Source organism: Agrobacterium rubi TR3 = NBRC 13261 (assembly GCF_000739935.1).
GTDB lineage: Bacteria > Pseudomonadota > Alphaproteobacteria > Rhizobiales > Rhizobiaceae > Agrobacterium > Agrobacterium rubi.
The window spans coordinates 88,337-109,779 of sequence record NZ_BBJU01000001.1 but is presented as its reverse complement, the minus strand read 5'-3'; the positions used below and the strand labels follow the sequence as shown (position 1 = coordinate 109,779).

General features: G+C 59.6%; 19 protein-coding genes. 2 read left to right on the top strand and 17 right to left on the bottom strand.

Annotated features, from left to right (window positions below; translation table 11 throughout):
- Nucleotides 1-53: 53 nt before the first annotated feature.
- The 9 genes from RRU01S_RS00490 to RRU01S_RS00450 form a co-directional block, all read right to left on the bottom strand.
- Complete coding sequence (locus tag RRU01S_RS00490; protein ID WP_045228273.1) at nucleotides 54-1,586, bottom strand: ABC transporter substrate-binding protein; 1,533 nt, start codon at nucleotides 1,584-1,586, stop codon at nucleotides 54-56.
- A gap of 91 nt (nucleotides 1,587-1,677) precedes the next feature.
- Nucleotides 1,678-2,577: a LysR family transcriptional regulator gene (locus RRU01S_RS00485; protein ID WP_045228272.1), complete on the bottom strand. Its 900-nt coding sequence runs from the start codon at nucleotides 2,575-2,577 to the stop codon at nucleotides 1,678-1,680.
- A 157-nt stretch (nucleotides 2,578-2,734) separates the two neighbouring features.
- Nucleotides 2,735-3,484 carry an ABC transporter ATP-binding protein gene (locus RRU01S_RS00480; RefSeq protein ID WP_045228271.1) on the bottom strand — a complete coding sequence of 250 codons (750 nt, stop codon included), beginning with the start codon at nucleotides 3,482-3,484 and terminating at the stop codon, nucleotides 2,735-2,737.
- On the bottom strand, nucleotides 3,481-4,317 hold the full coding sequence (locus RRU01S_RS00475) for an ABC transporter ATP-binding protein (RefSeq protein WP_045228270.1): 837 nt from the start codon (nucleotides 4,315-4,317) through the stop codon (nucleotides 3,481-3,483). Before RRU01S_RS00475 ends, RRU01S_RS00480 begins: the two co-directional genes overlap by 4 nt.
- Nucleotides 4,314-5,246 carry an ABC transporter permease gene (locus RRU01S_RS00470; protein WP_045228269.1) on the bottom strand — a complete coding sequence of 311 codons (933 nt, stop codon included), beginning with the start codon at nucleotides 5,244-5,246 and terminating at the stop codon, nucleotides 4,314-4,316. Before RRU01S_RS00470 ends, RRU01S_RS00475 begins: the two co-directional genes overlap by 4 nt.
- Nucleotides 5,243-6,310 (bottom strand): ABC transporter permease, encoded by a 1,068-nt coding sequence (locus RRU01S_RS00465; RefSeq protein ID WP_045228268.1) that lies wholly within the window; start codon nucleotides 6,308-6,310, stop codon nucleotides 5,243-5,245. Before RRU01S_RS00465 ends, RRU01S_RS00470 begins: the two co-directional genes overlap by 4 nt.
- A gap of 18 nt (nucleotides 6,311-6,328) precedes the next feature.
- On the bottom strand, nucleotides 6,329-7,966 hold the full coding sequence (locus RRU01S_RS00460) for an ABC transporter substrate-binding protein (RefSeq protein ID WP_045228267.1): 1,638 nt from the start codon (nucleotides 7,964-7,966) through the stop codon (nucleotides 6,329-6,331).
- Nucleotides 7,967-8,003: 37 nt separating this feature from the next.
- Nucleotides 8,004-9,059: a dipeptidase gene (locus RRU01S_RS00455; RefSeq protein WP_045228266.1), complete on the bottom strand. Its 1,056-nt coding sequence runs from the start codon at nucleotides 9,057-9,059 to the stop codon at nucleotides 8,004-8,006.
- Between the two features lie 183 nt (nucleotides 9,060-9,242).
- Nucleotides 9,243-9,914 carry a phosphoribosyltransferase gene (locus RRU01S_RS00450; RefSeq protein WP_234936010.1) on the bottom strand — a complete coding sequence of 224 codons (672 nt, stop codon included), beginning with the start codon at nucleotides 9,912-9,914 and terminating at the stop codon, nucleotides 9,243-9,245.
- Nucleotides 9,915-10,030: 116 nt separating this feature from the next.
- On the opposite strand from RRU01S_RS00450, the gene RRU01S_RS00445 reads away from it, so the two are divergent.
- Nucleotides 10,031-11,203, top strand: a complete 1,173-nt coding sequence (locus RRU01S_RS00445) for a M20 aminoacylase family protein (RefSeq protein WP_045228291.1) — start codon at nucleotides 10,031-10,033, stop codon at nucleotides 11,201-11,203.
- Between the two features lie 156 nt (nucleotides 11,204-11,359).
- Here the strand turns inward: RRU01S_RS00445 and RRU01S_RS00440 are convergent, their stop codons facing one another.
- The 8 genes from RRU01S_RS00440 to RRU01S_RS00405 form a co-directional block, all read right to left on the bottom strand.
- Nucleotides 11,360-13,153: an adenine deaminase gene (locus tag RRU01S_RS00440; RefSeq protein WP_045228264.1), complete on the bottom strand. Its 1,794-nt coding sequence runs from the start codon at nucleotides 13,151-13,153 to the stop codon at nucleotides 11,360-11,362.
- Nucleotides 13,150-14,076 carry a nucleoside hydrolase gene (locus tag RRU01S_RS00435; protein WP_045228263.1) on the bottom strand — a complete coding sequence of 309 codons (927 nt, stop codon included), beginning with the start codon at nucleotides 14,074-14,076 and terminating at the stop codon, nucleotides 13,150-13,152. The genes RRU01S_RS00440 and RRU01S_RS00435 overlap by 4 nt, the downstream gene beginning before the upstream one ends.
- Nucleotides 14,077-14,078: 2 nt before the next feature.
- Entirely contained in the window at nucleotides 14,079-15,104 is a 1,026-nt protein-coding gene (locus RRU01S_RS00430; RefSeq protein WP_045228262.1) for an ABC transporter ATP-binding protein, read from the bottom strand.
- Nucleotides 15,097-15,876, bottom strand: a complete 780-nt coding sequence (locus RRU01S_RS00425) for an ABC transporter permease (RefSeq protein WP_045228261.1) — start codon at nucleotides 15,874-15,876, stop codon at nucleotides 15,097-15,099. The genes RRU01S_RS00430 and RRU01S_RS00425 overlap by 8 nt, the downstream gene beginning before the upstream one ends.
- Nucleotides 15,873-16,700, bottom strand: a complete 828-nt coding sequence (locus RRU01S_RS00420) for an ABC transporter permease (protein ID WP_045228260.1) — start codon at nucleotides 16,698-16,700, stop codon at nucleotides 15,873-15,875. Before RRU01S_RS00420 ends, RRU01S_RS00425 begins: the two co-directional genes overlap by 4 nt.
- A gap of 266 nt (nucleotides 16,701-16,966) precedes the next feature.
- The gene (locus RRU01S_RS00415; RefSeq protein ID WP_045228259.1) at nucleotides 16,967-17,989 is read right to left on the bottom strand and encodes an ABC transporter substrate-binding protein; all 1,023 of its coding nucleotides are present in this window, start codon (nucleotides 17,987-17,989) and stop codon (nucleotides 16,967-16,969) included.
- Nucleotides 17,986-19,053, bottom strand: a complete 1,068-nt coding sequence (locus RRU01S_RS00410) for a LacI family DNA-binding transcriptional regulator (protein ID WP_045228258.1) — start codon at nucleotides 19,051-19,053, stop codon at nucleotides 17,986-17,988. Before RRU01S_RS00410 ends, RRU01S_RS00415 begins: the two co-directional genes overlap by 4 nt.
- 117 nt (nucleotides 19,054-19,170) lie before the next feature.
- Nucleotides 19,171-20,085 carry a LysR family transcriptional regulator gene (locus tag RRU01S_RS00405; protein ID WP_045228257.1) on the bottom strand — a complete coding sequence of 305 codons (915 nt, stop codon included), beginning with the start codon at nucleotides 20,083-20,085 and terminating at the stop codon, nucleotides 19,171-19,173.
- 96 nt (nucleotides 20,086-20,181) lie between these two features.
- On the opposite strand from RRU01S_RS00405, the gene RRU01S_RS00400 reads away from it, so the two are divergent.
- On the top strand, nucleotides 20,182-21,369 hold the full coding sequence (locus tag RRU01S_RS00400; protein WP_045228256.1) for an acyl-CoA dehydrogenase: 1,188 nt from the start codon (nucleotides 20,182-20,184) through the stop codon (nucleotides 21,367-21,369).
- Nucleotides 21,370-21,443: the final 74 nt, after the last annotated feature.

Here is a 21,443-nt window from a genome sequence, read left to right as displayed (position 1 = left end):
GAGGGGGGTAAGCCAAGCCCACTGTCGCTCACCACTAAGCAAGCCCATCATCCTCACTCTTCCCAATGCACATCCGCCAAAACATTCGACGGGATCGGTTCATTCTCCCACAGCCCCTGAATCTTCTTGTCCCAAACCCCAAGCTTCGGCATCACAAAGAGAAACAACGCCGGCACATCTTCCGCCAATATCTTCTGCGCGTCCTGATACAAATCTTCCTGCTCCACCGGATCGGCGGTCAGTTCGACATTCTTGATGATCTCGTTGAAGGTCGGGTTCTTGTAGTTGAAGTAATAGGGATCGCGCGAAAAGATATCGATGTCCATCGGCTCCGCATGCGCCACGATGGTCATTTCGTAATTGGCACCCTTCAGCACATCCGACACCCATTTGGCCGGAAACTCCGTGGTTTCGATGGTCATCGTCACGCCGATTTCGGCAAACATGGCTTGCAGAACCTGCGAGGTGCGCTGCGCATAGGGCATCTGCGGTGCCCTGATGGTGAAGCTCAAGCCGTTGGGATAACCGGCCTCGGCCAGCAACGCCTTCGCCTTTTCCGCATCGTAGGGCAGCGTGCCGGTCGTATCGACGTAGCCACGGTCATTGGGCGTGTAATGGCTGCCGATGGCTGTGCCGAAGCCTGACCATGCGCCTTCGATGACGGTTGCGCGGTCCACCGCCATCATCAGCGCCTGCCGCACGCGCTTGTCGTTGAACGGTTTGACGGCATTGTTCATGCCTGCGACGACCTTCAATTCGGTGTTACCGATGAAGGTGCCAAGGCGCGCGTCGCCCTCGAAGGAGCCCATCAACTCGGGCGCACCGAATTCGGGGAAAGCATCGACATCGCCGGATTTCAACGCTGCGGCCTGCGCCTGCGGGTCTGGAATGAAGCGGAAGGTGGCCTTTTCGAGGGTAACGGTCGCGGATTTGTCCCAATAGTCCATGTTGCGCGCCAGTTCGACCTTGTCGCCCTTGGCCCAGTTGACGAATGTGAACGGACCCGTGCCGATGGGCGTCGTCTTGTTGGCCTCGGCAGATTTGGTGCCGACCATGACCGAGGCGGGCCAGCCGAGCCAATAGAGCAGGCTGCCGGAGGGCTGCTTCAGTTTCAGAATTAGCGTCGTCGCATTGGGCGTTTCGATGCTGTCGATGGCCGCGAAGAAACGCTTCTGGGGATTGATGGAGGCGTCGCCCCGCGCACGGTCCAGCGATGCCTTGGCGACGGTGGAATCGAAGGTCTCGCCATCGTGGAATTTCACGCCGTCATGCAGCTTGAACGTATAGGTCTTGCCGTCCTCGGAAATCTCCCAGCTATCCGCCAGTTGCGGCTGGATCTTGCCGTCCTTGTCGATGGTGACGAGGCCTTGGAAGATGTTCTGCCAGGTGACCTGACCGATGAAGACGTTAGCGCCGGCTGTCGGGTCGAGCCCCGCAGGCTCTGTGCCCATGCCGATGGTGATGGAATTTTTTGCCGCTGCAAAAACCACCGTGGCGGGCAGCATGGCTGAAAGCGTGGTGGCAAAGGCAAGGCCCAAGGCCAGGCGGCGTGTGAGGTTTACCGATTGCAAAAACATGCTGCGCATCAATCATCGTCTCCGGTCGAGTGGCGCAAACATTTTGTGTTCAGCGCGTTGCGAAAATCGCTACACGACATCAAGGGTAAAAATCAACCGCCTATTTCGGCAGACTGCCCATAAAGGTCTCAATAAAGCTGGCAAGCGTTGCGGCGGCAAAGGACAGTTCACGATCCGGCGCAACGCAGAGCTCCATGGTCGTGCGGACACCTTTGGACCCTGCCAGCGGCACCGCGACCATCTGCCCGGCATCGATTTCCCGCGCGACCGAAAGCGGCGGAAGAAGGGTGACGGCTGCACCATCCAGCACCAGATCTTTCAGCAATTCCAACGAACTGGCGGTAAAGGTCGGATCGAGGACAATGCCCGCTTGCGCAAACAGCGCATCGAAAGCCTGCCGTGCCGCGAAGGTCTTTTCCGGCAGCGCCAGCGGTATGGCAGCGAGGTCTTTCAACGAAATCAAAGGTTTATCGGCCAAGGGATGGCCTGCGGGAAGGATGACATCATAGCCGATCTCGCGCTTTGCAAGGATTTTGACCTCGGATGTCTTCGGCGCAAACAGGGTGATGGCGATATCGGCATGTGCGGAGACCAGTGCATCGATGGCCTGTCGTGCCGAGGTGATATGCACCTCGAACCGCAGCTTGGGGTAGGTCTGGCTGAACTGCGATAGCGCCGGTGCCAGAAGGCTGGCGACGGTGGCACCATTGGCGTAGATGGTGGCCCGCCCGCGCTCCAGCCCCTTGAGATCATCGATCAACTGATGGACGTGACCGAGCTCGCGCAGCGTCTTGCCTGCCCGCTCCGCCAGAAGCTCCCCTGCTGCCGTCAACGTCACGCCGCGGCTGGAGCGTTCCACCAGCGGCGTGCCGAAATACTCTTCCAGATTTTCGATCTGACGGCTGACGGCGGTGGGCGCAACATTGAGATTTTCCGCCGCCGCGCGCATGGAGCTGGTGCGGACAAGCTCATCGAAATACATCAATGCGCGTAGATTCATGGTGACGGTGCCCCCTCATTCCTGTGCCCGTCACAGGAATCTAGTCAGCCCAAGTCTTTGGGCTGGAAGAACTCTTTCGCCGCGCAGACGCGCGTCGACTGGATTCCTGTGACAAGCACAGGAATGAGGGAGCTTGTAGCAGCATCACCGCCACGCCTCAATCGCGCACGAAACCCTCACTCGCCACCAGCAACTGCCGCGTATAATCCGCCTGAAACTTCCGGCTTTCCAGCGCCTCCACATCCAGCATTTCCACCACCTTGCCGCTTTTCATCACCGCAAGCCTGTCGCACATGTGGCTGATGACGCCGAGGTCGTGGCTGACCATGAGGAAGGTGAGGTTGCGGTCATGTCGAGCCTGTTCCAGAAGGTTGAGGATTTCGGCCTGAATGGAGGCGTCGAGCGCCGAGGTCGGCTCGTCCAGCAGCAGGATTTTCGGCTCGAGGATCAACGCGCGGGCAATGGCGATGCGCTGGCGCTGACCGCCGGAAAGCTGGTGCGAATAGCGGAAGCGGAAGCCGGTTCCCAATCCCACCTCATCCAGCGCACGGGTGATGCGGCCTTCCTTGTCATCCAACCCGTGGATGGTCAGCGGCTCCAGCAGCAGCGCATCCACAGTTTGGCGCGGATGGAGCGATCCATACGGGTCCTGAAACACCATCTGCACATCGCGGTAAAAGCTCTTCTCGCGAAACTTGCTCTTGTAGGTGCGCCCCTCCACCATGAGGCTGCCCTCATCGAAGTGGTTAAGACCGGCAATGGCGCGCAAAAGCGTGGATTTGCCCGAGCCGGATTCACCGACCAGACCGAAGGATTGCCCCTTGGTAACATCGATGCTGACGCCATCCAGCGCGATATGGCCGTCGAAATCCACCAACAGATCGGAAACGGAGAGAACTGAGGTCATCCGCGCCACTCCACCTGACGGTCCAGAACCGGCAGCGGATGCCTGTTCTCGCCGATCTTCGGCAGGCAGTTAAGCAGCCCGCGCGTATAGGGGTGCTGGGCGTTGTCGAGATTGGCAGCCTGAAGCTCTTCCACCACGCGGCCCGCATACATGACGAGGACGCGGTCGCAGAAGGACGAAACAAGCCGCAGATCATGCGAGATGAAGATGAGGCCCATGCCCCGATCGCGCACCAGCTTGTCGAGAATGCCGAGCACTTCCAGCTGCACCGTCACATCCAGCGCCGATGTCGGTTCGTCGGCGATCAGCAGTTCCGGGCCACAGACCAGCATCATGGCGATCATGACGCGCTGGCCCATGCCGCCGGAAACTTCGTGCGGGTAAAGCCCGTAGACGCGCTCCGGCTCGCGGATCTGCACCGCCTCCAGCATGTCCAGCGCCCGCTGTTTGGCCGCCGATGTGCCGATGCGTTCATGCGTTTGCAGGGTTTCCACGATCTGGCGACCGATGGTCATGACGGGGTTGAGCGAATATTTCGGGTCCTGCAGGATCATGCCGATGCGTTTGCCGCGAATGCTGCGGCGCTGTTTGGCCGAGGCCTTCAGAAGATCGATATCGCCGAAACGCAGGGCATCCGCCTCGATTTTCGCAGACGGCGGCGTCAGCCCCATAATGGCGCGCCCGGTTTGGGATTTGCCGGAACCGGATTCGCCGACGATGCCGAGACGTTCCTTGCCGAGCGTAAACGACACGCCGCGCACCGCTTCCACCAACCCGGTGCGGGTGGGAAAGCTGACCCGCAGGTTTTCGACGGTCAGAAGCGGCGCACTCATTGGCCTGCCTCCTTCGGGTCCAGCGCATCGCGCAGACCATCGCCCAACAGGTTGAAGCCGAGACTGACGATGAGAATGGCAATGCCCGGCATGGCCGCGACCCACCATTGATCGAGAATGAAACGGCGACCGGAAGCGATCATCGCGCCCCATTCCGGCAGCGGCGGCTGCGCGCCGAGGCCGAGGAAGCCGAGACCGGCGGCCGTCAAAATGATGCCCGCCATATCCAGCGTCACACGCACGATGAGCGAGGACATGCAGAGCGGCATGACGTGTTTGAGCACGATGCGCCACGGCGACGCGCCCATCAGTTGCACCGCTGCTATAAAATCCGAATGGCGGAAGGTCATGGTTTCGGCGCGAGCAATGCGGGCATAGGGCGGCCATGAGGTAATGGCGATGGCAAGCACCGCATTCTCGATGCCCGGCCCGAGTGCCGCGACCAACGCCAGCGCCAGAACCAGTTTCGGGAAGGCCAGAAAGATATCGGTGATGCGCATCAACACCGCATCCACCCAGCCACCGGCGTAACCGGCAACCGTGCCGACGATGAGGCCGACGGGTGCGGCGATGATGGCAACCAGCAGAACCACGAACAGCGTCAGCCGCGAGCCGTGGATGAGGCGCGAGAGAATATCGCGGCCCTGATCGTCCGTGCCGAGGAGGTAACCTTCGCTGCCGGGAGGCAGCAGGCGGGCATTGCGCAAATCCCCCTGCACAGCCGAATGCGGGGCCAGCACGTTGGCAAATATCGCAACCAGAACCAGTGCCATGATGATACCGAGCCCGGCCAGCGCCAGCCGGTTTTCTGAAAACCGCCGCCAGATGACGTAGGCGCGGCCAAGCCGGGCTTGCCCGCGCGATGCAGGCCGGTCGGACAGCAGCCACTCGCGGCTATAGGGTTTCAAGTGCGTTGAAGCTGGCGTCATCGGCTGCGCGTCCTTGGATCGAGCGTCCGGTAGAGCAGATCGGACAGGAGATTGATGCTGATGAACACAGCGCCAATCACGATGGTGCCGCCCAGAACGGCGTTCATATCCGCATTCTGCAGGGAATTGGTGATGTAAAGGCCGAGCCCCGGCCAGGAGAAGATGGTTTCCGTCAATACGGAGCCTTCCAGCAGACCGGCATAGGACAGCACGATGACCGTCAACAGCGGCACGGCGGCATTGCGCAGCGCGTGAAACCAGATGATGCGGGTTTCCGACAGGCCCTTGGCGCGGGCGGCAACGATGTATTCCTGGCTGAGTTCATTGAGCATGAAGGAACGCGTCATGCGGCTGATATAGGCCAGCGAAAAATAGCCGAGTAGACCGGCGGGCAGAATGATGTGGCGGAAAAGGTCCCACAGCACATCCCATTGTCCCTGCCAGAAGGCATCCAGCAGGTAAAAGCCTGTGACCGGCGTAAACGTGAATTCGTAGACGATATCCATGCGGCCGGGATAGGCGACCCAGTTCAGCTTTGCGTAAAACACCAGAAGCGCGAGAAGGCCGAGCCAGAAGATCGGCACGGAATAACCGACGAGACCGATAATGCGCACGATCTGGTCGATGATGCTGCCGCGCTTGACGGCGGCGAGAACGCCAAGCGGAATGCCGAAGACGGCACCAATCAGCGTGCCGATGGTGGCAAGCTCTATGGTGGCGGGAAAGACGCGGATGATATCGGTCATCACAGGGTTGGTGGTCAGCACCGATGTGCCGAAATCCCCCGACAGCGCCTGTTTGATGTAGAGGAAAAACTGCTGCCAGAGCGGCAGGTTGAGGCCGAGTTCCTCGCGCACGCGCTCCACCACATGGGCAGGCGCACGGTCGCCCACGATGGCCAAGGCAGGATCGATAGGAATGACGCGGCCAATGAAGAATGTGACCGCCAGCAACCCCAGAAAGGTGGTGATGACGGTGACGAGGAAGCCGATGATGGCGGTCAGGCGCTTGTTGGCGCGGCTTTTGCCGCGCCTTGGCCTTGGCACTGTTTCAATGATGGTCACTGGATCAATCCTGCCGGACTATTCCTTGGAGACCGGGTAGACATAGTTGGTGTCGAAGCTTGGTCCAAGCTTCAAACCTTTGACCTTGTTGGAGAAACCGGCAATTTCCGTCTTCTGTTCGATCACAACGAACGGACCGCTTTCCAGAACCTTCTTTTGAAGGTTCTGATACATGGCCGCACGCTTGGCGTTGTCTTTCTCCAAAAGTGCCGCCTGCGTTTCCTTCGTCAGTTCAGGAACGTCCCAGGCATTGCGCCAAGCCAGCGTCTTGTTCTTGCCTTCGTCGGAATTGTCGTAATTGATGGTGAAGGTTTCAGCATTGGAGTTCGGGTCGAAATAGTCGGAACCCCAGTCACCGATATAGATGTCGTGCTGGCGCGCACGATATTTCGTCAGCGTCTGCTTGCCATCGCCGGGAATGATTTCGAGCTTGATACCCGCCTGCGCCAAGGTCTGCTGCATGTTTTCAGCAATACCGGTCACCGGCTGGGTGTTGCGCACATCCATGGAGACGGTGAAGCCATCCTTCAGGCCTGCCTTTGCCAGCAATTCCTTGGCCTTGGCGACATCCAGCTTGAAGGGATTTTCATCGAGAGCACCGAGTTGGCCCTTCGGCAAGAAGGTCTGGTGGACCTCACCGATGCCCTTGATGATGGTCGCGCCAATGCCTTCGTAATCGATGAGGTATTTGAAGGCTTCAACGACTTCGGGCCTCTTCAGATATTCGTTCTTCTGGTTCAGGCCGAGGTAATAAACCGTGCCCTTTGGTGCCGAGATAACGGTAAAGCCGTCCTTCTTGGAAACGGCTTCCATGTCACCGGGCTCGAGGTTACGCGCCACGTCGATATCGCCATTTTCCAGCGCCAGACGCTGGCCGGAGCTTTCCTTCATGTGGCGATAAACGACGCGCTTCAGCTTTGGCTTTTCGGCGTAATAATTAGGGTTGGCTTCCAGAATGACCGCCTCATTGGCCTTCCAGCCGAGGATCTTGTAGGGGCCGGAACCGGCAAAACCGGTCTTGAGGAATTCGTTGCCGAAATCGCTGTCATATTTGTAATCGGCGCTTGGCGTGACGGCTTTCGCCTTTTCCATCACCAGCTTCTTGTCCACCACGGAGGCCACGGTTGCCGTCAAAACGTTGAGAACGAAGCTTGGCGCATAGGGCTTATCGACCGTCAGTACGAATGTGTTGGCATCCGCAGCCTTCGCCTTTTCCGTGACGTTATCGCCCTTCAGGCCGAACTGCGTCAGCAGGAAAGCAGGGGATTTGTCCAGCTTGACGGCGCGCTCGATGGAGAAGGCAACGTCTTCTGCCGTAACGGGATTGCCGGAAGCGAATTTGAGCCCCTGCTTCAGCTTGAATGTATAGGTCAGGCCATCGTCAGATGTCGTCCAGCTCTCTGCCAGATCGCCCTTCACCCTTGAGGTGTCGGTGATGTCGATGGAGACGAGCTTGCTGTAGGTGTTGCCGGTGACTTCAGCCGTGGTGATCTCGAACGCCTCACCCGGATCGAGCGTGATGATGTCATCAATGGCGAAACCTTCGACTAGCGTATCGGCGGGCGTCGCAGCAAAGGCCTGTGGAGCGAGAGAGAGCATCGAAAGGGCCACACTGGTGGCAAGGATGCGGGCGGCTTTGTTGAGCGATTTGTTCATCGTCTTCCCCTGTTTGTATCTCGGTTTATAGTCGGTCTCAGGCCGGTTCGTGCCATGCCTGGGCCAAAACGCGCAGCCAGTTTTCCCGGCAAATTTTAGCAAGGTCTTGATCAGCGTAGCCCGCAGATTTGAGCGCCGCAACAAGATTATTGTTGCCGCCTGCATCGCGGATTTCCGCCGGTATCGTCGCACCATCGAAGTCCGAGCCGAGCGCCACGCAATCGATGCCCATACGCTCAACCATGTAATCGATGTGCTGCACCATCAGTGAAAGCGGCGTGTTGGCGTCATCGCGCGCGTCAGGGCGCAGCATGGTGACGGCGTAGTTGAGGCCGACCAAGCCCTTGCTGTCCTTGACGGCATCCATCTGCCCGTCGGTGAGGTTGCGCGCCACAGGTGTCAGCGCATGGGCGTTGGAATGGCTGGCGATCAAGGGCTGGTCGGTGGTCTTTGCCACGTCCCAGAAGCCTTTTTCGGTGATGTGCGCGAGATCGATGAGAATGCCGAGCTTGTTGCAGCGTTTCACCAATTCAAACCCGGCATCGGTAAGGCCGGGCGCGGTATCCGGCGACATGGGAAAGGCAAAGGGAACGCCGTGACCAAAAATATTGTGGCGGCTCCAGACGGGGCCAAGCGAACGCAGACCTGCGGCATAAAACACATCCAGCGCATCGAGATCGGCGGCAATCGGCTCGCAGCCTTCCATGTGCAACACGGCGGCGAAGACGCCATCGGCCATGGCCTTGCGGATTTCTGTAGTCGAGCGGCAGAGCTTCCAGCCGCCCGCCTGATCAAGACGCAGTGCAATCGCTGCTTTTTCGAGCGCGATATCGAAGGATGGCTGGCGCTCCAGCGGGGCTGCAAGCGGGGTAACGTAATGCCCCGATGCATCCGGCTGCTGAAGGATCAGATCCCCCGATGGAATATAGATGGCGCAGATGCCGCCGGCCAATCCGCCTGCCTTGGCGCGCGGCGCATCGATATGGCCCTCATAGGTGCCATCAATGAATTCCGAGACTGGATCGCTTCCCATTTCGGCATTTCGCCACAGCCGCAGAAGTACATCATTATGACCGTCGAAAACCAGTTGCATGCGGAAATTCCAAAAGGCAGGGTAGTGTTTTTTTCATTTAAAACCATGGACTTGATGACAGGAAGATGTCCATGGCTTCGGAGGGCACCGATGATCCTAGGCCCATCCTTCACGGCTTCGCAAGTCAAAAAATATGCACGATGAAAAAACGGTCAGGCCTTACCTACCGGAGATTGACAGCCATCAAGTCTGCCACCCACCCCCTGCCTTTTTCAGCATCGGCGTGGTGAAAACGCCCTGCACCCTGCCCGGCCAGTGCGCGCCGAAATCCGCCAGTTTTTCGCGCCACCTGTCCGATTGCAGCATGGCGGCCCCGATGACCACGGGCTCGATGTTGGAGGCCGCAAGAAGCGACAGACCGGCAATGATGGAGGTGCCGCTGGAAATCACATCATCCACAAGGGCAACCCGCTTGCCTTCCAGCAATGGCAACATGCGTGGGTCGATATAGAGGCGCTTCTGCTGTTGGGTGGTGATGGACGACATGGGCACGGACAGCTCGTCCAGATACCAGAATTTCCGTGACGTCCCGAGCGGCACGTAGCGGCTGTGACAGAGACGGCGCGCGACCTCTGCCGCCAGCGTCAGGCCTAACGTCGGAAGGCCGACAACGACGTCCAAATCGAAGTTTGCAAGCTTTTGCGCCAGATCATCGGCCAGTGCTTCGACAACGGGAAAGGACGCCTGATTGATGATGAGCGATGCGAGCGCATGTTGCCCATCGGCCAGTGGGCGGATCGGCAGGCGGATTTGACGACCACCATCGAGCGTGACTGGGAAGAAAACGGTGTGAGGACCAGCGAGATCAAAGCTGCCGGGCGCATGGATGTCCTGCCAGAACTCGTGCGGCTTCATGCCCATTCCTTTCGCAGCGAAATTATTTCGGTTTTGTCAGAAGGTTCCTATTAATTTTCAGGGGCTTCTGCACTAGAAAAAGAAGACAGTTCTGCTTTCGCAAGGAAATGCCGCCCATGACGCCGCTCGCCCGGTTCGGAAACGACCTGCCCTTTCTGACCGCTTTGCGGCGAGACTTGCATGCGCATCCCGAACTCGGCTTCGAAGAAGAGCGCACCAGCGCGCTGGTTGCCAAGCATCTGGAAGAGGCCGGGATTAGCGTTCATCGCGGTCTGGGCAAAACCGGCGTCGTCGGCATGCTTCAGGTCGGCAACGGCACACGCCGCATCGGCCTGCGGGCAGATATGGATGCGCTTGCTATGCCCGAAATCGCCGAGCGCCCCTACAAATCGACCATAGCAGGAAAGATGCACGCCTGCGGCCATGATGGGCACACGGTGATGCTGCTGGGCGCCGCCCGGCAGCTGGCCGAGAATCGCAATTTTTCCGGCACCGTACACTTCATCTTCCAGCCAGCCGAAGAAGGGCGCGGTGGGGCAAAGAAGATGGTGGAGGACGGGTTGTTCGAGCTTTTCCCCTGCGATGCCGTCTATGGGTTGCACAACATGCCGGGTCTCGACGTTGATGAAATGGCTGTGGTCGAGGGACCGCAACTGGCCTCTTCCGATAGCTGGCGCGTCACCTTCAAGGGCGTGGGAACGCATGGCGCCAAGCCGCATCTGGGGCGCGATCCGATCACGGCAGCGGGCAGTTTTCTGGCCGCACTGCAAAGCATCGTCGGGCGCGTGGTCGATCCGCTGCAACCGGCTGTCGTCAGTGCCTGTTCGGTGCAGGCGGGTGACCCGAAGGCTCTCAATGTCATTCCTGATGTCGTTGACATTGGCGGCACGGCGCGGGCCTATTCGGCGCATGTCCGCGACCAGTTGGAAGAGGAAATCGGGCGGCTGGCCAAGGGAACGGCTACGATGTTCGGCATCGAGGCGGTGTACGACTTCATCCGCCGCATTCCACCCGTGATAAATGACGCCGACGCGACCAGCCGTGCGTTGAAGGCGGCACAAAGCGTTTTTGGTGAAAAAGTACGAACCGGTTTTCCGCCTTCGACGGCGGGTGACGATTTCTCGTTCTTCGCAGCAGAGGCACCCGGCTGCTACGTCTGGCTCGGCAACGGCCCTGCGGTGGACGGCGCGCTGCACCACAATACGTCTTATGATTTCAACGATGAGGCGATTGCGTCTGGTGTCGCGTTCTGGACGACGCTGGTGGAGCAGGAGTTGGCGGCGGAATAGGACCACGAACATCCCCTCATACTCCGTCACCGCACTTGTTGCGGGGTCCAGCCAACTCGAGTTTGCGCGGCGAGAAGTTCTTTCAGACCAAGGACTTGGTCTGGCTGGATTCCGCATCAAGTGCGGAATGACGGTGGTGCGTGGGGTGTTACTGCCTTAACCCAAAATCTCCAGCACCGGTGTTTCCATCACCCGGCCTTTCAGCACATCAGCAATGCCCATATCCGTCTGGTGCGGGCCGGTGTTGCAAGCGAGTGTTGCGCCGAAGCAGGCCTTGAACACCAGATAGGGGGGCTGCCACTCCACGATTTGGCCTACCGCATCGCGAACGGCTTCGAACCCGGATGCGACATCTTCCAAACCTGCGTCCGAGACGAGGCCGGAGAGCGGGAGCGCCAGCAAAGCAGTGACCTTGCCGCCCGATGCGACGGCCATGCCGCCGCCTGCCTTGATGACGGCGTTTGCGGCAACCGCCATATCCTCAGAATTGCCGCCGAACACCGTGAGATTATGGCTGTCATGCGCGACTGTGGTGGCGAAGGCGCCGTCCCATGTGCCCCAGCCGGTCAGGAAGCCGGTGCGGGTGACGGGATCGGCCTTGCCGTGACGGTGGGTGACGGAAATCATGGTTGCGCCCTGCGGCGGCACCACGAAACCGTTTTCCACGGCAGCGTCCGCCTCGCCCCATTGGGTGAACCGCGGCTTGTCAATGGTGGCGAGTTTGACCCTGTTGCCCTCGGACTTGACCAGGAAATCGGAGGGGGAGCGAGGCGTGAGCTTCACCGAATGCTGGAGCGGTGCGGCGTCCATCTCGGTTAGATCGACTAGCATCTTGCCAGCCTCTGCAACCGGCGTGCCGCTGGCCAGCACATGGCGCGCAGCAAATTGTGACAGGTCTTCGAAGACGGCGATATCGGCCCGCCGACCGGCGGCGATGAGGCCGAGATCGGCGCGGTGCAAGCGCATCGCCGCATTCAGCGTGGCGGCGCGCAGGGCCCATTCGGGTTTCAAGCCGTAGCGGACCAACCGCCGCACCACATCATCGAGACCGCCGTTTTTGAGAAGATCGTCGGGGAAAACATCGTCGGTGCACAGCGTCAGCGTTTGCGGCAGGTGGCCGAGCGAGTTCAACGCTTCCACAAATTCTGGCAGGAGATGGTCATGCGAACCGCGCAGCTCGATCGTCAGCCCGGCCCGCAGCTTTGCCATGAGGTCGGCAGCGGATGTCAGTTCATGATCGGAGGTGATGCCTGCTGCCATGAAGGCATTCAGATCACTGCCAGCCAAACCGCGGGCATGGCCGCAAATCAGCTTGTCGGAAAATAGGCCTTCTTGAAGAATGGCGCTCATGCGCGGGTCGCGCTCGATGACGCCGCGCATATTCATGACTTCTGCAACGCCGCCGACCTCCGGCCAGAACAGCATTTCGGCCATGGCGGAAGCGTCGAAATCGCCGCCTGCCTGCTCCAGTCCCGGCGCTGATGGCACGCTTGAAGGCGCCAGAAGGATGGTGCGCAACGGCAGGCCCTTGCTGGCTTCCGCCGCCCAGCGCACGCCGTCGATACCGTGGACATTGCCGAATTCATGCGGGTCCCAGACAACCGTCGTGACCCCGCGCGCAACCACGGCCTGCGCATAGGTCGCAGGCGTTACCATGGAGCTTTCGATATGCATGTGCATGTCGATCAGCCCCGGCGAGACATAAGCACCTGTCGCATCGAGTATGCGCGATGCGTCCTTGCGAGTTCCAGTCTGGTGAACGCTGGCAATCAGCGGACCGACGATACCGATATCGGCCAAACGAAGCTCGCCGGTGACGACATCAACGAGCGTGCCGCCGCTGATCAGGATGTCGAATGGCTGGTCGCCACGTGCTGCGGCCACGGCACGTGCCCGCAGCACATCATCAATCATTCCATCACGATCAACGATAATGGTTTGCTGTTTCATCGGCTGGCCTCCTGACGCAGGGCATCGAGAATGATGGTTTTGGCGCAGATAGCATCCACCGTTTCGGCGAAATGCGCGTTGAATTTTTCAGCATGGGCGGCGCGGGTTTCGACCACGGTGCGGCCACGCGTGAGGGTCCCGTGAAGCTCGACATCGATGCGCGCTTTTTTCCAACCGATACAATCCGGTGCGACTAAGGCGACAGCGGCACAGGGGTCGTAAAGCGCCATGGCATCGCGCCCGCGGCTGGTCGCGATATTGATGAAGCCTTCCAGCATATCGGCAATCAAACTGGCATTTTTACCGCCCGCCGCACGGATGGGCGCAACGTCCAAGAGCCCGGCGGTGACCTTGCGGCAGAGATCGAGATCGACCATGCGCAAGGGCAGTCCGTGGGCGATGACAAAGGCCAGGGCTTCGGGATCGGCAAAAGCGTTGAATTCGGCAGACGCCGTGTGATTTCCGACCGTCACGCCACCGCCCATCCATGTCAACTCGGTGATGCGAGCAGCCAAATCGGGCTTTGCAAGGCAGAGCGCGGCGATGTTGGTGAGGGGACCCAAAGCGAGAATAGGCTTGTCTTCGCCGCCATCTGCCAGCCAGTCGCAAAGCGCTTGAAACGCATCGCTGTGGGGCAGATCAGCAGCTTCGGGCAGGCCAGCACCAACCGTTGGAATGCCGGTGTCGCCGAGAATGGTTTGTGCGGTTTCCAGCTTTCCAAGAACGGGATTTTCGCGACCCATATGGATAGGAAATGTCCAACCAAAGGCGGCGGCGGCACCAGCCGCATTGCGGCACACCTGCGCGAGCGGTGCGTTGCCGAACACCAGCGAGAGGCCATCGATCTTAAGTCCGTGGGACGTCGCCACCATGATGGCGGCAATGTCATCGAAGCCCATATCGCAATCGATCCAGATACCCATGGTCAGCTGAACACTTTCAGGCTGGCGGCTTTCCTGACCGGCAGGTCGAAGGCGAGCGGGGTGCCGATGTCCTGCACCGGCAGCGCGGCATCGACCTCGGCCTTGATCGGCCCCAGCGGCGTATCCAGCAGATATTCCCGCGCATTACCCGCAAAAGACGTGCCGCGCACAGTTCCCTCGAAAGGTCCTGAACCGAGGGTCACCATGCGCGGCCTCCAGGCAAGTCCCGCCGTACTCGGAACCTGACCGGAAAGGGGGATGCTTCCGTTATCAGTCTTGAGCAAACCACCCTCTAGACGAAAGATGTTTTCGAAGCCGACGAAGTCAGCCACGAAGGACGAGACTGGTGCGTTGTAGATTTCTTCCGGCGTGCCGATCTGCTCGATGGCACCGTTCTTCATCACCACAATGCGGTCGGCCAAGGCCAATGCCTCGATCTGGTCGTGGGTGACGAAAATCATGGTGACGCCGGTGGCCTTCTGCACGCGCTGAAGTTCGGTGCGCATTTCCAGCCGCAGCCGTGCATCGAGGTTGGACAGCGGCTCATCCAGCAACAGAACCTTGGGGTCCATGACCATGGAGCGAGCCAGCGCCACGCGCTGCTGCTGACCACCGGAGAGTTCCGCCGGTTTGCGGGACGCGAAGGTGGAAAGGCCAACCGATTTGAGCCCAGACGCCACCTTGTCATCAAGGGCAGAACCCTTCATGCCCTTCAGCTTCAGGCCGAAGGCGACATTCTCATAAACCGTCAGATGCGGAAACAAAGCGTAAGACTGGAATACCAGCCCCACCGCCCGCTTGTTGGCGGACACGCGGGTGATGTCGACACCATCGAGATCGATCCGACCACCGGCAACCGGCATCAGCCCGGCAATGGCGCGCATCGTCGTGGTCTTGCCGCAGCCGGATGGGCCGAGCAATGCCAGCAGTTCGCCCTTGCGGATATCGAGGTTGAGGTCCTTGACGGCAACGGAGTTGCCATAGGCCAGCGACAGGTTCTGGAGCGAGAGATAATTTGCATCAGACATAACGGGAGAACCCCAGAAAACGTTCGGCCATGAAGACAATGCCGATGGACAGGAAGGCGAGCAGCGAAGAGAGCGCCGCAACGGATGGGTCGAAGACGATTTCCATATAACCCAGCATATCTATGGGCAGGGTGCGCACGCCGGGACCGGAGAGGAACAGCGACACCGGCACCTGATTGAAGCTGGTCACGAAGCCCAGAATGAAGGCCGAGAGAATGCCGCCCCTGATGTTCGGCAACACAACACGGAAGAATGCGCCGAGCCGCGAGGAACCAAGCAGCACCGCTGCTTCCTCGATATCCGAGCGCAGATTGGTGAGGCTGGCCGAAACGACGCGCACAGCGTAGGGCAGGATCAGCGCCGTATGCGCCAGAAACAGCGCCAGCGTGATGCCGATGCCGAAGGGCACGACGAAGTAGCGCAGCAGCGCGAGGCCGACGATGATGCCGGGAACGATGATCGGGGCTGAGACGATGGTGCGGATAGTTTCGGAAAAGGGCAGCTTGTAGCGCGACATGGCATAGGATGCTGGCACGCCGAGAATCAGTGCCGCGAATGTGCCGCCGATGGCCAGAAACATCGACATGGCAAAGCTTTCGCGGAAACTTTCGACCGTGAAGACCTTGGCGATCCATTTCAGCGAAAAGCCCTGCGGCGGAAAGGCCAGCGTATCGCCCGCCGAAAAGGAGGCAGCGACGATGATGAGGAACGGGCCAATCAGAAAGCCGATGACCAGCGCAAGCGTGAGCGGAATGAAGAGGTGCCGGGTCATGTCTTGTTCCTTGCCGTGGCGATGCGCTTGAGCAGGATGTTGGCCGCAAAGCTCATGACGATCAGAATGAAGGCGATGACGCTGGCGGCGACGAAGTTGTTGGAGACCGTAACCTGCTGATAGAGCAGCGTTTCCAGCATCAGAACCTTGGAGCCGCCGAGAATGGCGGGCGTGATATAGGCCGTCAGCGAACCGGTAAAGACCAGCGTGCCGCCGACAACAAGACCTTCCTTGGTCAAGGGCAGAATGACCTTCCAGAACACCTGCAACCAGTTGGCACCCAAAACGCGAGAGGCGGCGATGACGTCTTTCGGCATATTTTCGAGCGCACTGATCAGGGAGATGATCATCAGCGGCAGGAAGAGTTGCAGCAGGCCGATGAAGACAGCCGTTTCGGAAAACAGGATGCGGATGGGCGCATCGGTGAGGCCCACCAGTTTCAAAAGCTCATTTACCATGCCGGTGCGGCCGAGGATGACGATCCACGCATAGGTGCGGGCCACGGGCGAGATCATCAACGGCAGAATGACGAGGTTGATCATGTGGCCCTTGGAGTTGGCCGGCAGGTTGACGATGGCGAAGGCCGCAGCGTAACCGATGATGGCGGAAACGACCGTCACGACGGCGCCGAGCTTCAGAGTGCGCAGGAAGACGGCCCGGTTCAGTGGATCGGCAAAGAAATCCACATAGGCCTGAAATGTCCAGCCATCGGCAGTGCGAAATCCTTCCGACAGCAGAATAAAGACCGGCACGAGGAACACCGCCGCCGCGAAGATTGCGGCGGGCAAGGCCAGTGCCAAGGCTTCCGCCCGGTTTTGAAACATGGAGTCTTCTCCGGTGTTGAAATGTCTCCGCCTTTGCTTGGCGAAGGATTTGTTATTGAGCGTCGGTGGGTGCCACCCCCCCCTCTGCCCTGCCGGGCATCTCCCCCTCAGGTGGGGAGATCGACTCGCGGCAAAGTTTCAGGCCATCTCATACGTCGAGACGGGAGCGATGTCGGTGCATCCTGCTGATCTCCCCCCTTGAGGAGGAGATATCCGGCAGGACAGAGGGGGGTAACGTGCGCCAGCACGCCCCCACGCCCACGAACTTACTGCCCAACCTTCGCGTTCCACTCCGACAACCACTTGTCGCGGTTATCCAGCGTCGCAGCAGATGGAATGAGCTGGAGGCTCTTCGCCGTCTCATCGCCATAGGTGATGTTGTTGGCGACCTCGTCAGACACCTTCACCTCCTTGTTAGTCGGGCTATCGACCAGCTTTTCGGCCAGCGCCTTCTGCACATCCGTCGAGAGCCAAAAATCCATGAACTGAAGCGCGAGGTCTTCGTTTTTGCCGTTCTTGGGCACAACGAGAACATTCATGCCGCCCGTCTGGCCTTCCTTGGGCGTTGCCCACGCCAATGGCAGATCGAGCTTGGTAAAAGGCGCCCAGGAGAAGCGTCCGATCGGGGCTGCCCAAATTTCTTCCTGCTGCATAAGCTGCACCAACTGCGAGGACTTGACGTAGAAGGTGACGATCTCGTCCTTCTTTTCGCCGACGGCCTCGATAGCGCCGGAGAGATCAGGCGTGTCTTTGCCGATGGCCTTGCCCAGCATGTACAGCGCAGGCGGGCCTTGGTTGGTGGTGACATTCGGGAAAGCGACGTGATCAACCACGCCGTCCTTCAAGAGGTCGGCCCATGACTCGATCTTCATCTTGTCGGTGCGGTAGACGATGGAGGTGGCGTAGAAATTGACGCCGACGCTCATACCGTCGCCATTCGGGTCCTTGGCAATGTCGTAGAGCTTGTCGACATTCGGCACCTTGGAGGTGTCGATCTTCTGGATCAGATCCTTGCGAGCGGCAGACAGCGCATCGGCCATGGACACGATGGCGAGATCGATGACCGGGCTTGCCTTGTTGGCTTCCATCTTGGCCAGACGCTCGACGCTGTTGCCGGTTTCGACCACCAGCTTGCAGCCGCATTTGGCTTCAAAGGGTGTGTAGACCAGCTCCTTGAATTCGTCTTGCGCAAAGGCATAGACGGAGATGGTGAGCGTCTTGTCCTGCGCCTGCGCGGCACCCATGGACAGCATCAGCGCGGTGCCGGATGCCAGAATGATCTTTTTCATGATGCAAGTTCTCCTGCTGTCGAGGTTTTGTTGGCTGCCTGCTTCTTATTGTTTGGGCCGGACGAATGGCGGGTGACCAGTTCCATCGCCACTTTCGAGATGTCGGCGATGACACCGCCGTTGGCGGAGCGGCTCTCGGGATTGTCCGTATCGATGCTGCGCACCAGCGCGGTGATGGCCAGATCGGCAATCCGCACCATATCCATGCGAATGGTCGTCAGCGCCGGGGTAACCACAGGCGCCCAGATGAGGTCATCGAAACCGGTGACGCTGGCCTGTTCCGGCACGGTGATGCCATCGCGCTGCAATTCAGTGAGAACGCGCAACGCATGGAGATCGGAGACAGCGGCAAAAGCCGTGAAGCCCTGCGCCACCTTGGCTGCAACGCCCAGAGGGCACCCTGCCTCATCCTGCTTTTCCAGAGACGCGATCCACAAGGTCTCGGTTTCCGCCGTGCCGGAAAGACCGGAGCGGATGCCGCCGACGCGGTCGTTCTGCACGTTGGAGTCAGAGTTGTTGCCGATGATGACCACCTTCCGGTGGCCAAGTTGCGCCAGGTGGCGACCGATCTGGAAACCACCATCCCAGTGATCGGCAGCGACCGTGTTGCCGGGCGTCGACGGGGAGTCGATAACGGCAACCGGGCAATCGACATTGCCGATGCGCGTGCCACGTCGGGGTACGATGACCATGCCCTCGACGCCGCGCTCGATGAGGCGGTTGATCGCTTCCGTCTGCTTGGCGACATCGCCGTGGCTGTCGGCGATCAACACACCATAACCGGCGTTATCAGCTGCCTTTTCGATGGCCTGGGCGATCTGTGGGAACAGCGGATTGGCGATATCCGGCAGGACAAGGCCCAGAACGCCGCTTTTGCCGGTGCGCAACGCACGACCGGCAATACTGGGCACATAGCCAAGCTCATCGGCCTTGAGGCGGATTTTTTCGGAAAGCTCGGCGGAGACGCGGCCCTTACCGGAGAGCGCATTGGACACGGTTGCCGTCGACACACGCAGTGCCAAAGCGATTGCCGTCAGATTTGCGCCTGCACGACCCGAGGTCATGGCCTGTCCATTCGTGATTAAACGTTTAATCAGGCTAAAGCGAAACTTCGTTTTTGTCGAGTCGCCGTAAGGTTGATTTTTGTGCGCGAAGGCTAAGTGACGAAAACAAGGGCGAAATTATCGCCCGGTCTCCGCGCGAAACGCTTCGACCTCGGCCAGAAGCCACTGCTTGAACAGCACCACAGGAGCATGGTTGATGCGTGAAAGCGGAGCGACCGCATAGTAGGAACTGGGGCTTTTGACCTGATGATCGAAAGCGGCAACCAGTTGCCCGGCTTTGAGTTCGATGTCGATCAGAAACAGCGGCATCAACGCCACGCCCAAACCGGCAATGCAGCCCTGCGCCACGCTAGAGAATTGTTCGAACCGCATGGCGGGCGCATTCTGCACGCCAAGCCCCAGGCTCTGGAACCAGTGATCCCACGCACCGGGTCTGGAGGCCATATGCAGCAGCGGCAGGGTCGAGATATCTTGCGCCTTGGCAATGGGGTGCGCGGCCAGAAAAGACGGGCTGCACACCGGCGCCACCATCTCGTCCATCAGAAACGTGCTTTCCGCCGCGGGCCAATCCGGCTGGCCGATATGGATGGCCATGTCGAGGCCTTCCTTTTCGAAATCGAACTGGCCGATGCGGGTGGCGAAATTGAGCGTAATTTCCGGGTGGGCCGCCACGAATTTGGGAATGCGCGGCAACAGCCAGCGCGTACCGAAGGTGGGCAGCATGGCGAGGTTCAGCGTGTTGCCATGCGTTTTGGTCATAATCTGCAGGGACGCGGAGCGGATATCGCCCAGCGCCGTGCCGATGGCCTTGGCATAGGTCTGGCCTTCGGCAGTCAGCGAAACACCACGCGCGCCACGCTCGAACAGCCGCACGCCAAGTTGCTCTTCCAGCGACAGAACCTGCCTGCTGATGGCCCCTTGCGTCAGCGAAAGCTCGTCTGCGGCCAGCGAAAAACTGCCCAGCCGCGCCACGGAATCAAAGGCGGCGAGAGCGCTGGTGGAGGGCAGAAGTTTGCGGCTGAGCGAGGTCATGGCGCATTCCTATCTGTAATAGCAAAATGAGTAAACATGGCTTGCCGCGATGGTGCCAAAGGCCAATAATCACGGCAGCAATTTTGGAGATTTACCGTGAGCGAACGCACAGCATTCAATTGGCAGGACCCGTTTCTTCTCGAGGACCAACTGACAGAAGACGAGCGGATGATCCGCGATACGGCAGCGGCCTTTGCCCAATCGGAGCTTCTGCCACGCATCAACGAAGCCTATCTCTCGGAAACATCAGAGCCTGAGCTGTTCCGCCTGATGGGCCAGACCGGCCTTCTGGGCGTGACGCTTCCTGAAAAATACGGTGCTGCTGAAGCCAGCTACGTCGCTTACGGCCTCGTCGCCCGCGAAGTCGAGCGCATCGACAGCGGCTATCGCTCGATGATGAGCGTGCAATCCTCGCTCGTCATCTACCCGATCTTTGCCTATGGCTCGGAAGAGCAGAAGGACAAGTATCTGCCCGGCCTCGTGTCGGGCGAGTTGATCGGCTGTTTCGGCCTGACGGAGCCGGATGCCGGTTCCGACCCCAACGGCATGAAGACTCGCGCCGAAAAGATTTCCGGCGGATATCGCCTGCGCGGCTCCAAGATGTGGATTTCCAACTCGCCGATTGCCGATGTCTTCGTCGTTTGGGCAAAATCCGAAGCCCATGACAACCAGATCCGTGGCTTCGTGCTGGAAAAGGGCATGAAGGGCCTGTCCGCCCCCAAGATCGGTGGCAAGCTGTCGCTGCGCGCCTCCATCACCGGCGAAATCGTCATGGATGGCGTCGAAGTGAGCGAAGATGCGCTGTTGCCCAATGTTTCGGGCCTCAAGGGTCCGTTCGGCTGCCTCAACCGCGCCCGCTACGGCATTTCCTGGGGCGTGCTGGGTGCCGCCGAAGACTGCTGGTTCCGCGCCCACCAATATGGCATGGACCGCAAGCAGTTCGGCAAACCGCTGGCTGGCATGCAGCTTTACCAGAAGAAGCTGGCCGATATGCAGACGGAAATCACGCTCGGCCTTCAGGCGTCCTTGCGCGTCGGTCGTCTGTTCGATGACCACAAAATGGCACCGGAGATGATTTCCATCGTCAAGCGCAACAATTGCGGCAAGGCGCTGGATATCGCCCGTCAGGCCCGCGACATGCATGGCGGCAATGGCATCCAGATCGAATATCACGTCATGCGCCACGCCCAGAACCTGGAAACGGTCAACACCTATGAGGGCACGCACGACGTCCATGCGCTGATCCTCGGTCGCGCCCAGACCGGGATTCAGGCGTTTTTCTGAGATAATCGAAATAGCAAAATCGGCGGCCATTCGTCGCCGGTTTTGCTGCGATGCGAAATAAATAATACTTTTTA